The organism is Methylocystis borbori (assembly GCF_036576025.1).
Taxonomy (GTDB): domain Bacteria; phylum Pseudomonadota; class Alphaproteobacteria; order Rhizobiales; family Beijerinckiaceae; genus Methylocystis; species Methylocystis borbori.
Genome location: NZ_JAZHYN010000001.1, coordinates 35,390 through 48,937, shown reverse-complemented (window position 1 = coordinate 48,937; position 13,548 = coordinate 35,390). Strand labels below are relative to the sequence as shown.

The window sequence follows — 13,548 nt, the reverse complement described above, 5'->3', positions numbered from 1 at the left end:
TTCCGCGTTGGAGACGGATATGAGCCGGACTTGGCTTGAAAGCATCGCCAAAGTCGCCAAAGCGCTTATGCCGCCAGCATTATGGCGGACGTCGCGCGCATTCGCGACCGCGTTCGTCACGCCGATCCGGTTTAGCCTGTTGACCGGACATTGGAAAAGCAGCCTGCGTCAGTCCGCCTGCTCCGCGAGCGGCGCGCCCATTCCCTGGTATACATATCCCGCGATTAATTTTCTTGCTCAGCGAGCATTCGACGATAAGAACGTGCTCGAATTTGGCGGCGGTCAATCGACTCGGTGGTGGGCCGCGAGAGCGAAATCTGTTCTCACGATTGAAGAGAATGAAGCATGGTGTGAATCGCTTCGCGACACAGCGGCGCCAAATGTCACGCTCCGTTACATCCCAGTTGATCACGCCACGCGGTCCATCGAGGACGTGCGGCGAGTCCTTGCCGCCTTTGGGATCCGACGGTTCGATATCATCGTTATCGATGGGCACTTACGCCGAGAACTCGTGAAGCTCGCGTTCGAGGTCCTGGCGCCAAGGGGCGCTATCTTGCTCGACAACGCCGAAGGCTATGGTTTTTTTGAAGAGATTCGCGATCGTGATTGTGGAAGGGTGGATTTCTTCGGCTTCGCGCCAGGAGTCTCGAAACGTCATTGCACATCGCTGGTCTTTGTCGACGGCTGCTTCCTCCTCGACGCCAAGACGCCGATCCCGGCGATAGAGGATATAATGGGGTGATCCGAGCGTGTTGCGATCGAGATCAGCAATTAGTCGCGATTCAGGCCTCGGGGATTCCCCATCTGACTTTCCTAAAGCGTTCAACGACCGTTGCGCAGCGGCTTGAGGACAGCGACCGCGACAGCTTGTCGAAGCCGTGGCTCGCCAAGTCGATTGTCGCCATAGCGTGAATTCTGGGACGCGTGGAAGAAGCGAGCGGCATTTGATCATTCTCGGCCTCAATGCCTTTCATGGCGACGCGTCCGCTTGTCTTGTCCGTGACGGCGTTCTCATTGCAGCCGCCGAAGAGGAACGCTTCCGACGCATCAAGCATTGGGCGGGTTTTCCTTCTCGGGCGATCGAATATTGTCTATCCGAGGCTGGCGCGACATTGGGCGACGTGGACTGTGTCGCGCTCAACCAGGATAGCAAAGCCAATTTTGCCCGTAAGTTGCGCTATATTTTCACCAGTCGTCCGAACTTCTCCCTCATTCTCCAGCGACTGAAAAATCGCAGCGCGCGGGAGGATGTCGACGAACTCTTCGAACGCTGTTATCCAGGACAGCGGAGCCTCCGCGCCGTCGAGCATGTAGAGCACCATCTGGCGCATCTTTCCTCTGCGTTTCATGTATCGCCTTTCACTGAAGCCGTCGTTGGCTCCGTCGACGGATTCGGGGATTTCGCCAGCGCCGCGTGGGGCGTCGCCCGAGAGACGGAAATCGTCGTCCACGGACGCGCCTTCTTTCCGCATTCGCTCGGTGTTTTCTACCAGGCGATCACACAATATCTTGGCTTCCCGCATTACGGCGATGAATATAAAGCGATGGGCCTTGCGCCATACGGCGCGCCATCTTTCCTCCCGCATATGCGCCGGATCGTGCGGCTTCGCGCCGATGGCGGTTTCGAACTGGACCTATCCTATTTTCGACATCACCAGGAAAAACTCGCTTTCGAATGGCGGGGAGGTTCGCCCGAATTCGCCGATCTTTTCACGCCCGCCCTGGAAGACCTGTTGGGGCCGCGCAGACATTCGACTGATGCGTTGAACGATCGACACCGGGATATCGCCCGTTCGGCGCAGGCGATGTATGAGGAGGCGTTTTTCAATCTGCTCAATGCTCAGTATGTAAGACACAAGCTTCCCAATATCGCTCTTGCCGGCGGCTGCGCGATGAATTCCGTCGCGAATGGCAAGATCCGCCGCATGACGCCCTTTAAGAATGTCTATGTGCAGTCGGCCGCCGGCGACGCCGGCGGCGCCATCGGCGCGGCGTTCGCCGTTTGGCACAAGCATGGCGGCAAACGCTCCTTCGTCATGGATCACGCTTACTGGGGGCCGGAATTTGGAGCGGATTACATCGAGCGACTATTGTCGGAGCGTTCTAATCATATTGCAGAAGCGGGTTGCATATTCGAGAAGATCGATGATGAGCAAGAACTATGCAGACGGACTGCGGAGGCGGTCGCGTCGGGCAAGGTAATCGGGTGGTTTCAGGGCCGTATGGAATGGGGTCCGCGCGCGCTCGGCAATCGCTCGATTATCGGCGATCCCCGTCGAGCGGACATGAAGGATATTCTCAACAAGAAGATCAAGCGACGCGAGTCGTTTCGTCCCTTTGCGCCTTCCATTCTGTCGGAAGCTGTAGGCGAATGGTTTGAGGAGGAAGACGACGTTCCCTTCATGATGCAGGTATTTCAGATTCGTGAAGAAAAGCGCGCGCTCGTTCCGGCGGTCACGCACGTCGATGGCTCGGGGCGCCTGCAAACTGTGAAAAGATCAGCGAACGCCCGCTATCACGCGCTGATTTCCGCTTTCCGAGACGTTACCGGCGTGCCCCTGGTTTTAAACACTTCCTTCAACGAGAATGAACCGGTCGTTTGCAGGCCCGAAGAGGCGCTCGACTGCTTTCTGCGCACGAATATGGATGTCCTCGCATTGGGGGATTGGATCATCCAGCGAAGCGAACCAATGCGCAGCGCGCGTTCGAAGGCGCAAGAGGAGTTTTTTTGAGCTACAGATCGAAACTTGGCGCTCAGTCAGCGGCTGCGGCCGTCCACAACGTCTCACGACTTGTGAGGCCCGCCCTAGTCGCTTTGCAGAAGCTCCTAGCGCGAAGTTTATCAGCTACCCGCTTATATTTCGCAATCATATCTCCGCTATGCAGACATGTGTTGAACGAAAACATTGCGGCTCACATACAAGTGTTGGCGGTCGGTTCTGGCGTGCGTTGGCCAGCGCTGGCGTTCGCCGCAAGATCGGTGGTCGTGGGCGAGGCGACCAGGATCAAGCTCATTCCGCATTTTTTAGAGTTCGATCAAGCCGTCCTGTTTAGAAAAAGGCTCGACTATGAAGCCGAAGTTTTCCGCTGGCTTGAACGAGAGGCGGCTGATCGCTATGACGCTATTATAGAAATTGGCGCGAATGTTGGCGTCTATTCCGTCTTTTTCGATGCTTTGATTAAAGCGAGGCGCCGATGTCGACTGCAGACCATTGTATCGTTCGAACCTTCTCTTGAAGCCTTTCGGCGCCTCCTTGCAAATCTCGAAGCGAATGAAGCAGACTTTGTGCAGCCATTCAGGGCGGCGGTGGCCGACGTCTCCGGGTTTCGCAACTTCTTTGAGCCGCGAGACCATTTGACGAACGGCTCCCTTATCGAGAGTTTTGCACAAATTTTCTCAGACGATGTAGATAGGCGACTGGTCTCCACACACGGCGTAGCCGACCTTGAATTTTTTTTCGGCGCCCAACAGAAACTGTTGCTGAAACTCGACGTCGAGGGCTATGAGCCTGAACTCTTGCGCGCGCTCCAGGAAATTATCATTCGCTATCGGCCTGATCTCATCATCGAGGTTCTTCCGGGGACGCCTGCGGAAGTCGAGGCGATGCCGTGGATAACAACCTACCAACGATATTTGATCGCCCCTGGGGGCGCACAACAGCGTTCAAAACTAACCGCCGACAAGCAGTATAGGGACTGGCTCCTCAAAGCGGCCTGATTGCAAGTCTCGCTTCGGACGCGCTTTCGCGCCGCCAATGTTTTACGTCGTCCGGTTCGCGCCGATTTCATGAGGGCCATCGCCGCGGCGCAACAAATCGTCGAAATAGCCGATCGTCCTGATAAGGCCGTCGCGCAGCGCGATGGTCGGCTCCCAACGCAGCAGACCCTTCGCCTTGCTGATGTCGGGCTGGCGCTGCTTTGGATCGTCGGCGGGAGGCGGCTGAAATACGAGCTTCGATTTCGACCCCGTCAGTTGCACGACCAATTCGCCGAGCTCCCTTATCGTAAATTCATTTGGATTGCCGATATTGATCGGCCCGGTCATCTCGTGGCTCGTCGCCATCATTCGAACCATCGCTTCGATAAGATCGTCGACGTAGCAGAAGGAACGCGTCTGGCTGCCGTCGCCATAGAGCGTGATATCTTTGCCGCTGAGCGCTTGCACGACGAAGTTCGAAACCACGCGCCCGTCATTGGGGTGCATGCGCGGGCCGTATGTATTGAAAATTCGTACGATCTTCGCGGCCACTTTGTGCTGACGGATATAGTCGACGACGAGCGTCTCGGCGCAGCGCTTTCCTTCGTCGTAGCAGGATCGATATCCGATCGGATTTACATTGCCCCAATATTCTTCGGGTTGCGGGTGAATGGTCGGATCGCCGTAAACTTCCGACGTCGACGCCTGCAGCATTCTAGCCTTTACGCGTTTGGTGAGACCGAGCATGTTGATGACGCCCATAACGCTGGTTTTCGTCGTCTGAACCGGATCGAACTGATAATGAATGGGGGACGCCGGACAGGCCAAATTATATATCTCGTCGATTTCCACATAGAGAGGGAAGGTCACATCGTGACGCAGCAGTTCGAAATTGCGATTGTCGAGAAGATGTGAAATGTTGCGTCGTGAGCCGGTAAAAAAATTATCGACGCATAAGACGTCATGGCCGTCCTTAAGAAGCCTTTCGCATAAATGCGAACCGAGAAAGCCTGCGCCTCCCGTCACCAATATCCGCTTTTGCATGATTGACCCGTGATAAGCATTCAGCACGCTTGAAAATTAGACATGCAAATTGATGCCTGTCTAGCGTTTCGCCTCGTCGGAGGGCCTGATCCTGTCTCATAAGGATGTTTGATCATGACGTCCGGAAGTCGAGCGGCGAAAGACGTCGGCTTCTCATTGCCGGCGCCGATTATTTTGGACGGCGCGGCAAGGCGGGAAGGGACGAGCGCGCCGACATGAAGCGTGAGGCCGCCAAATCCGCCTGCCGAAAGGGAGTCGGATCGATTGCGACCGCGGCGTCCGCGCGTCAAAATCGATTAAGCGCGCGATGACGTCGGCCCGGCTCATTTTCGTCAATCGGTTTTTTTATCCTGATCATTCGGCGACAAGCCAAATTCTCTCCGACCTCGCTTTTCATTTGGCGGGCGAGGGGATCAAGGTGAGCGTTATCGCAAGTCGCGGCCTCTATGACGACCCGGGCGCCGATCTTCCCCCCTTCGAGATCAAGAACGGCGTCGAAATCCATCGGGTCTATAGGCCGCGGTTCGGCCGCGGCTCTCTTGCCGGCAGGGCGGCGGACTATCTTGCCATGTATCAGCGCTTCGCTTTCGCCGCGTGGCGTCTCGCCGCGCCCGGAGATCGGCTGATCGTCAAAACCGACCCGCCGCTATTGTCGGTCGCCCTTGCGCCCGTCGCGCGGTTAAAGAAGCTGGCGCTGATCAACTGGCTGCAAGATCTCTATCCCGAATTGGCGCTCGGCCTGGGAATGCGCGCTCTCGCGCCCTTTGCGCCCGCGATCATCGCCGCTCGCAATGCGAGTCTGAGAGCGGCGCGCTACAATGTCGTTCTTGGAGAACGCATGCGTCGCCGCCTCGAATCGGCGGGCGTCGACGCGGCGCAAATCGAGATCATCGCGAATTGGTGCGATGACGAATCGATCGCGCCCTTGCCGACGAAAGACAATTCGTTCCGTTCCGCCTGGCGGCTCGATGGCAAATTCGTGATTGGCTATTCCGGCAATCTCGGACGGGCGCACGAATATAAGACTGTGCTCGATGCGGCGGAACATTTGCGCGATGAAGGGGATCTTCTTTTTTTGTTTATCGGAGGCGGATATTTGACGCCCTTTTTGCGCGCCGAAGTCGAGCAGAGGGGACTTGGGGAAATGTTTCAATTTCGGCCCTATCAGGCGGCGAAGGATCTGGCGCAGTCCTTGGCCGTTCCGGATGCGCATTGGATTTCGCTTCTGCCTGCGATGGAGGGGCTGATCGTGCCGAGCAAATTCTACGGCGTCGCCGCAGCGGGGCGTCCCACGATCGCCGTGACCGACCCAAGCGGAGAGATCGCGGAACTGGTGACGCGACATCAATGCGGCGCGGTCGTCGCGCCCGGAGATGGCCGAACGCTTGCTCAAGTGATCCGAAGCTTCAAGACAGATCGCCCCCGTCTTGAACAAATGGGCCGCAACGCGCGCGCCATGCTCGATCATTCGTTTCGCAAGCAGCTCGCCTTGCAGCGGTGGGAGGTGCTCCTGCGTGATCATAAGTCCGAGCCGGAGAGAGCAGGCGTCTAGTCGGACCTCCTATTAATTTGGCGTCGAGAATAAGGTAGCCAGTGTCAATGGAAGAACGCATCTGGGTCGCCGGCCATCGCGGCATGGTCGGCTCGGCGATCATGCGCGCCCTCTCGTCGCAGGGCCGCACGGCGCTTACCGTCGATCGTTCGATTCTCGATTTGCGGCGCCAGCCCGAGGTCGAATTCTGGCTGAGAGCCAATCAGCCGACGGCGATTATTTTCGCGGCGGCGAAGGTTGGCGGCATTCTCGCGAACAGCGGCTATCCGGCCGACTTCATTTACGACAACCTGACGATTCAAACCAATGTGATCCACGGCGCGCATAAGGCCGGGGTCGATCGTCTCGTCTTTCTTGGCTCTTCCTGCATCTATCCAAAGTTGGCGCCGCAGCCGATCGTCGAGTCGGCGCTGTTGACCGGCCCGTTGGAGCCGACGAACGAATGGTATGCGATCGCCAAAATCGCCGGGGTCATGACGTGCCAGGCTTACCGGCGACAGCACGGCCGCCGCTATGTTTCTGTGATGCCCTGCAATCTTTATGGGCCCAACGACAATTTCGATTTACTGACCAGCCATGTGTTGCCGGCGCTCATTCGTAAATTTCATGAAGCGAAAGTCGGCGGCGCATCCGAGGTCGTCGTATGGGGCACGGGAACGCCGTTGCGCGAATTCCTGCATGTAGACGATCTCGCCAGGGGCGTCGTCTATTGCCTCGACCATTACGACGAATATGAGCATATCAATTGCGGCGCGGGCTTTGATGTGACGATTCGCGACATCGCCGAAACCATCGCGCGCGTCGTCGGCTATAAGGGAAACATCGTCTTCGATACGACCAAACCGGATGGCGCGCCGCGCAAGATTATGGATTCCAGCCGGATTCGCGCGCTTGGATGGAAGCCGGAAATCTCGCTCGAAACAGGCCTCGCGTCGACATACCAATGGTATCTCGACCATGTCGCGGGCGGCGTGAAAGAGGGAGCTGTTTAAGACGCCGGATTGCGCCGCCTCAGGGCGAGTGGAGCGGCTTCTTCGTCCGGACGGGCCCGGCAATTATGCCATCAAGCGCGTCTTATCGCCGACGCCGGCCGCGGCGTTGGGCGCGTTTAGATTATCATTGCGCCAGCGCAGCGCTTCTTCCACAGCCGAGTAATTCAATTTCTGGCCAGTGAGCGCGAAGAGCAGCGTGCCCGCGGCGATTTTCAAATCAAGCCAGAAGGATGCGTGCCGGATATACCAAACGTCGAGCGCGTCCTTCTCCGAGGGCGTGACGATCCTTCCGCCATTGATCTGGGCCCAACCCGTAATGCCGGGACGCACGAGCAATCGCACGCTCGGATCGCTCGGCTGATCTTGCGGCAGCAAAGGGCGGGGTCCGATCAGCGACATATCCCCAACCAGAACATTCAGCAGTTGCGGGATTTCGTCCAAATGCCAGGCCCTTATCATGCGTCCGATTCTCGAGAGGCGTTGATCGTCGGGAACCCGCGCGCCACCCTTATCGAAGGGTGCGTGATAGGTACGAAACTTATAAAGAAGAAAATTGTGTCCGTTGCGCCCCACTCTTTGCTGCCAGAAGATCACCGGCGCGCCGACGTCGAGCAGCGCCAAATAAACGGCGGCCAACGTCAGCGGCGTGAGCGCGATAAGAAGAACTACCGCCGCGACGACGTCGATCACGCGTTTGAATTTAAAATAATGTCCTACATCCATCGTGCCCGTATCGCCGCTTCGAAGTTTGGGCTCCGCTAAAGATGACGGCGCCAAATTCAGCGCCTCTGAAATTCGAGCGAATTTCACCCCGCGATTTTCGCATTGCCCGCCTATTTTTTCGATAAGGCCGACCGGCATCTCCGGGGCGTCGTCGGAGAGCCAAACTTCGTCGACCTCGACCCCGTGGACGGCGTATTCTTCGAGAACTTTTTCCAGATCGGAAAGAACGCCGACGATTTTGACCCCGCAGATGCTGCGACCGACAAAAGACGGCCGCGGGTCAAGCGCCGCGATCGCCTGGGTTGTTCGTACGCGTTGTTGGTCCAACAATTTGATCGTGAGCGCCGCAAAGCGGTCCGCCCCTATTATGATGACGCGACGTAATTTTTGCGTCGCGGCGGCTTCGCCTTTCGGCCTCCGCCATTTCCAGGGCTTCCTGTGAAAAGCCCTTGCGGCGGCGCGGTCGATCATCAGGCCGGCGCCTAGCACCAGTCCATAGACAAGCGGCGTCGATCGGGGAACGCCTTCGAGGCGGGTGAAAATAAAAAGAATCATGCTGCTCGAGGCCGTGGCGGCGGCGACCGCCGCGCAGACGGCAAGCGCGTCCTGAACGGAAAAGAAATGGCTGAGTCCGTCGCTGACGCGAAAGAGAAGCAAGGCGGGAATGGCGCATAAAATTGTAGCGAGAACGTAAATATATGTCGCTGGAAGGCGTTGTGGGAAACCACTCGGGTCGAGCAGGCCCGGATCGCGCAACGCGAGGGCGATAATGGGCGCGAGCGCGACCCATAAGACATCGGATACGGCCAGCTTCGCCCGGAAACGCGACTTTGAGGTCGGCGTATGTAGACGCAGCACGGCACCCCCCTGGCGTTAAAAAAATGGCGTCCCACGAATCGTGATAGAGTTTCGGTCAGATAGCGGCAAAATCAAGGCTCGGCAAGTAAAGATGGCTCAATCGCCGTTTTATTCTCTCCTTTAGAAATATTTGACCGGTTGGAAACGGAGAAAGTCCTCCTCGCGGAAAAGAAAACGCGATTTTTCCGTTTTTCTCTGTAGTTTAGAGAGAGGCGGCGCTGCGCCTCGCCAAAAAACTAGGCCGGCGCGCTCGCTTCAGAGCCTTTGGCGCGTCCTCTCGGCCGTTCGCGCGGCAAAAAGCCCCATGAACGCTTTTCCAAAAATTCGATGTGATCGTTGAAAGGCGTCACGTCTCCGCGTCAATTATGACGGCATAAGCTCCAGGGGGAGCCGCATGCGCTTTCGCCCTCGTCGTAAGAGAGTTCGTCATGAATGCAGGATCGGGTCGGTTCATTCGCTTCTTTTCGGAAATCGGCATAGAGGACGTGCCGCTCGTCGGCGGAAAAAACGCCTCGCTCGGCGAGATGTATCGAGAGCTGACCGATAAAGACATTCTCGTTCCCAATGGTTTCGCCATTACGGCGGAAGCCTATCGCTATGCGCTCGATTCGGCGGGCGTCTGGCCAGGGCTCAAACAGGCGTTTGAGGGGTTGAATCCGGCCGACGTAGACGATCTTGCGACGCGCGCCGCGCAAGCGCGGGAAATCGTCTACGGCGCGGCGCTCCCGCCCGATCTCGAGGCGGAGATACGCCGCGCCTTGGCGCGGCTCACGGAAGAATATGGCGCGGCGCTCACCGTCGCCGTGCGCTCCTCGGCCACGGCGGAGGACTTGCCGACCGCGAGTTTCGCCGGCCAGCACGACACCTATCTCAACGTGTATGGCGACGCGGCGGTTCTCGACGCCGTGCGCCATTGTTTCGCGAGCCTCTTTACCGATCGCGCGATACGCTATCGCATCGACAACGGCTTCGATCATTTCAAAGTGTTCAATTCCGTCGGCGTCATGAAGATGGCGCGGTCGGATTTGGCCGCCTCCGGCGTCATCTTCACGATCGACACGGAGAGCGGATTCGAGGATGTCGTTTTCATCACCGGCGCCTATGGGCTTGGCGAGAATGTCGTGCAGGGCGCCGTCGATCCTGATGAGTTCTACGTCTTTAAGCCGACCTACAAGCAGGGCAAGCGCGCCGTGCTGAAACGCGCGCTGGGGCCGAAAAAAATCAGGATGATCTTCTCCAAAGGCGGCCGCGCGACGACGCGCAACATTCCCACGGATCGAAAGGAGAGAGAGCGCTTCTGCATCTCCGACGAAGAGGCGTTAACGCTCGCGGGCCATGCGATCACGATCGAGGATCACTATAGCGCCAAGGCCGGCGCGCGCCGGCCCATGGATATCGAATGGGCGAAGGATGGCGTCGACGGTCGTCTCTATATCGTGCAGGCGCGCCCCGAAACCGTGGCTTCGCGCCGCGACCGCAACATCGCCGAGACCTATCGGGTCGCAAGGCATGGCGCGCTCAAGCTCGAAGGACGGGCGGTGGGAGCCAAGATCGCCGTCGGCAAGGCGCGCGTGATCGAACGCGCCAATGAGTTGTCGAGCTTCATTCCCGGCGAGATTCTCGTCGCGGATACGACTTCGCCCGATTGGGGCACGGTGATGAAATCGGCCGCCGGCATTGTGACGAATAGGGGCGGCCGCACCTGTCACGCCGCGATCGTCGCGCGCGAACTCGGCATTCCCGCGATCGTCGGCACGGACGCCGCGACGCGCGTGATCCGCACCGGCGACGTGATCGCGGTGAGCTGCGCCGAGGGCGATGTCGGCAAAGTCTATGAGGGCGAGATCGACTTCGAGATCGAGAGGACGGATCTCTCCACCCTGACGAAGCCCAAGACGCATATCATGATGAATGTCGGCAACCCCGACAGCGCCTTCGGGCTTGCGGCCTTGCCCAATGACGGTGTCGGGCTTGCGCGCATGGAATTCATCATCGCCGAATCGATCAAGGCGCATCCGATGGCGCTCGTCCATCCCGAACGCCTCGATGCGCGCGAGCGCGAGGAAATCGCGCGATTGACGGCGCATTATGCGAGTCCCGCCGAATTTTTCGTGCAGCGTCTCTCCGAGGGCGTCGCGACCATCGCCGCGGCCTTTTATCCCAAGCCCGTCATCGTGCGCATGTCCGATTTCAAGACCAATGAATATGCGTCTCTGCTCGGCGGAGGCGTTTTCGAAACCAGCGAGGCCAATCCGATGATCGGCTTTCGCGGCGCCTCGCGCTATGCGCATCCGGCCTATCGGGAGGGCTTCGCGCTCGAATGCGCGGCGATGAAGCGCGTGCGCGACGAGATGGGGCTAACGAACGTCAAGCTGATGATCCCTTTCTGCCGCCGCGTCGAAGAAGGGGAAAAGGTGCTCGCGCTGATGCATGAACTCGGGCTCGAGCGCGGGAAAGACGGGCTCGACATCTATGTGATGTGCGAGATTCCCAACAATGTCATGCTGATCGACGAGTTCTCCAAACATTTCGATGGATTTTCGATCGGCTCCAACGATCTCACCCAATTGACGCTCGGCGTCGACCGCGACTCGGAAATCGTCGCCTTCGATTTCGACGAGCGGGACGCGGGGGTCAAGGCGATGATCCGGCTCGCGGTGGAGGGCGCGCAGCGCAACGGGCGTCACAGCGGCATCTGCGGCCAGGCGCCGTCCGACTATCCCGAAATCGCTGAGTTCCTCGTGCGCCTCGGGATCGACTCGATCAGCCTCAACCCGGATACGGTGCTGGCGACGACGCGGCGCATCGTGGAATTGGAGAAAGAGCTTGGGCGCGAAGGGCGAAGCGAAGGTTGATCGCTTCGCGACGCCAGCAACGCTGCGGCCAATTGATTCCGCTCGGCCGGCGATCCCGGACGCGCGCCTCGCGCGCGACCGGGAATCCAGAATAAATTCTCACGGACGCGCGATATTGCTCTGAATTCCCGTCAGGCCTTGGCCTGCCGGGAACGACATGCTCGCCTGATCGAGGCGTCACATGCCCGGGACGACCGGCTCGCCGGCTTTGAGCCAGGCGAGAATGCCGCCGCCGAAATGCGTATTCGCGTCGCGGCGGCCGAGCAGGCGCGCCTGCTCCATCGCCGACACGGAGCGCTTGCCGGAGCGGCAATAGATCACGACTTTCTGGCCGTCGCCCGCGACCGGAATTTTGCCCGGATCGAATTTCGACAGCGGATTGAAGATCGCGCCGGCGATATGGCCGGCCGCGTATTCGTCCGCTTCGCGCACGTCGACAAGCAACACCGCGCCCGTCGCGAGGCCGGATTTCAGCTCTTCGAGGCTGATGTCGTTGAATGGACTGGAGGCGTTCATTTCCTTCGCTTCCCTAAACTGGTTTCGATATGATTCGCACGCCCCGCCCTCGACGTCCAGACGGATAGGCTAAAGGGCTGATTTTACGTGACTCTTAGAGCGGGATCGTTTGAAATGGAATCGCATCGCGTTTCCATTTCAAACGTGAATCCTGCTCTCTCTCTAAATTAGGACGAGATTCACGTTCTTGATGGAAGCGCTGCGGGCTTCCATCAAGAACGATCTCCCTCTAGGCAAATGGCGTGCCGCCGGCGTCGAATTTTTAGCGGTTCCCAATCAATACACAGGAAACATCGATCATGAGCATGGAGCGCCGCGCCTTTCTTCTTGGAGCGTCGACTCTTGCGACCGGCGCAATGGCGTCTGGGCCGGCTTCGACAAGCGAGATCGGTTCGCCAGCCTCGGCGGAGTACGGAGCCGGCGCCTTGCCGCCGAAAGGCGGCCAGAGCCTCTTCGCGCACGTCAACGGCGTCAGGCTGCACTATGTGCGCGTCGGCGAAGGCCCAAATATTGTCCTGCTTCATGGCTGGCCGCAAACCTGGTTCGCCTGGCGCGATACGATGGAGCGCCTCTGCTCGCGGTTCACTCTGATCGCCCCCGATCTGCGCGGTCTCGGCCTTTCCGAACGAACCGCCGGGGGATACGACAAGCAAACCATAGCGAAGGACATCCGCACCCTCATCGATGAGGCGGCCGGGGGCCGCGCTCATGTCGTCGGGCACGATATGGGCGGCAAGGCGGCCTTCATGCTCGCCTGCTTTCACCCCGAACATGTCGAAAAGCTCGTTCTGGTGGATTGCTTGATTCCAGGCACGGAGAATATGGACGCATTGCGCGGAGGCGCTTGGCATTACGGATTTCACATGGCGCCTGTTTCCGGAGATGCTCACGAAAGGGCGCGAGCGCGATTATATCGCGGCGCAGATCCGCGCCTGGTCGCATAAAAAGGACGCGATCCCGGAAAGCGCCATCGCAGAATTCGCCACACATTACGCCGCCGCCGGCGGCATGACGGCGGGATTCAACTATTACCGGGCGCTCAAGGACGACGCGGCCGCAGTTGGATCTTTCGAGGGCCGGAAGCTGAACATGCCGGTGTTGGCGATCGCGGGGCGACACGGCGTTGGCGAGAGGCTCGCCGAGGCGCTCCGGCCGCGGACGACGAACCTAAGGTCTGTGATCGTGGAGGATAGCGGCCACTTCGTCGCCGACGAAGCGCCGGAATATTTTTGCGAGCAGACCGGGGGATTCCTGTCCGCTTAACGCATTTGCGGGACATCGCGAACACGGAGAAGCGCTCGCGCGAGACCA

The 13,548-nt window shown here is 58.8% G+C and carries 11 protein-coding genes and 1 pseudogene; 9 read left to right on the top strand and 3 right to left on the bottom strand.

The window, feature by feature from the left end; genetic code table 11:
* Nucleotides 1–19 precede the first annotated feature (19 nt).
* From V3H18_RS00210 to V3H18_RS00195, 4 genes and pseudogenes are all read left to right on the top strand, one after another.
* A complete protein-coding gene (locus V3H18_RS00210) occupies nt 20–742 on the top strand; it encodes an O-methyltransferase (protein WP_332079829.1) in 723 nt (240 codons plus the stop codon).
* Nucleotides 743–878: 136 nt separating this feature from the next.
* Nucleotides 879–1,934: pseudogene (locus tag V3H18_RS00205) on the top strand (carbamoyltransferase N-terminal domain-containing protein); the annotation flags it as partial.
* A 102-nt stretch (nt 1,935–2,036) separates the two neighbouring features.
* Complete coding sequence (locus V3H18_RS00200) at nt 2,037–2,732, top strand: carbamoyltransferase C-terminal domain-containing protein (RefSeq protein ID WP_332079982.1); 696 nt, start codon at nt 2,037–2,039, stop codon at nt 2,730–2,732.
* Nucleotides 2,733–2,893: 161 nt separating this feature from the next.
* Entirely contained in the window at nt 2,894–3,718 is an 825-nt protein-coding gene (locus V3H18_RS00195; RefSeq protein ID WP_332079828.1) for an FkbM family methyltransferase, read from the top strand.
* Nucleotides 3,719–3,760: 42 nt separating this feature from the next.
* On the opposite strand, the gene V3H18_RS00190 is transcribed toward V3H18_RS00195, so the two are convergent.
* Complete coding sequence (locus V3H18_RS00190; protein ID WP_332079826.1) at nt 3,761–4,741, bottom strand: UDP-glucuronic acid decarboxylase family protein; 981 nt, start codon at nt 4,739–4,741, stop codon at nt 3,761–3,763.
* Nucleotides 4,742–5,048: 307 nt separating this feature from the next.
* Between V3H18_RS00190 and V3H18_RS00185 the strand changes: the two genes are divergently transcribed.
* Together V3H18_RS00185 and fcl are read left to right on the top strand one after the other, a co-directional pair.
* Nucleotides 5,049–6,293 carry a glycosyltransferase family 4 protein gene (locus V3H18_RS00185; RefSeq protein WP_332079825.1) on the top strand — a complete coding sequence of 415 codons (1,245 nt, stop codon included), beginning with the start codon at nt 5,049–5,051 and terminating at the stop codon, nt 6,291–6,293.
* Between the two features lie 47 nt (nt 6,294–6,340).
* The gene (gene fcl, locus V3H18_RS00180; RefSeq protein WP_332079981.1) at nt 6,341–7,285 is read left to right on the top strand and encodes a GDP-L-fucose synthase; all 945 of its coding nucleotides are present in this window, start codon (nt 6,341–6,343) and stop codon (nt 7,283–7,285) included.
* Between the two features lie 63 nt (nt 7,286–7,348).
* On the opposite strand, the gene V3H18_RS00175 is transcribed toward fcl, so the two are convergent.
* Nucleotides 7,349–8,866 carry a sugar transferase gene (locus V3H18_RS00175; RefSeq protein ID WP_332079823.1) on the bottom strand — a complete coding sequence of 506 codons (1,518 nt, stop codon included), beginning with the start codon at nt 8,864–8,866 and terminating at the stop codon, nt 7,349–7,351.
* Between the two features lie 428 nt (nt 8,867–9,294).
* On the opposite strand from V3H18_RS00175, the gene ppsA reads away from it, so the two are divergent.
* A complete protein-coding gene (gene ppsA / locus V3H18_RS00170) occupies nt 9,295–11,721 on the top strand; it encodes a phosphoenolpyruvate synthase (RefSeq protein ID WP_332079822.1) in 2,427 nt (808 codons plus the stop codon).
* Between the two features lie 177 nt (nt 11,722–11,898).
* Here ppsA and V3H18_RS00165 read toward each other — a convergent pair whose 3' ends face one another.
* The gene (locus V3H18_RS00165) at nt 11,899–12,237 is read right to left on the bottom strand and encodes a rhodanese-like domain-containing protein (protein ID WP_332079821.1); all 339 of its coding nucleotides are present in this window, start codon (nt 12,235–12,237) and stop codon (nt 11,899–11,901) included.
* Between the two features lie 299 nt (nt 12,238–12,536).
* On the opposite strand from V3H18_RS00165, the gene V3H18_RS00160 reads away from it, so the two are divergent.
* Nucleotides 12,537–13,181, top strand: a complete 645-nt coding sequence (locus V3H18_RS00160) for an alpha/beta fold hydrolase (RefSeq protein WP_332079820.1) — start codon at nt 12,537–12,539, stop codon at nt 13,179–13,181.
* Nucleotides 13,120–13,500: an alpha/beta fold hydrolase gene (locus tag V3H18_RS00155; RefSeq protein WP_332079818.1), complete on the top strand. Its 381-nt coding sequence runs from the start codon at nt 13,120–13,122 to the stop codon at nt 13,498–13,500. The genes V3H18_RS00160 and V3H18_RS00155 overlap by 62 nt, the downstream gene beginning before the upstream one ends.
* The last annotated feature ends 48 nt before the right edge of the window (nt 13,501–13,548 follow it).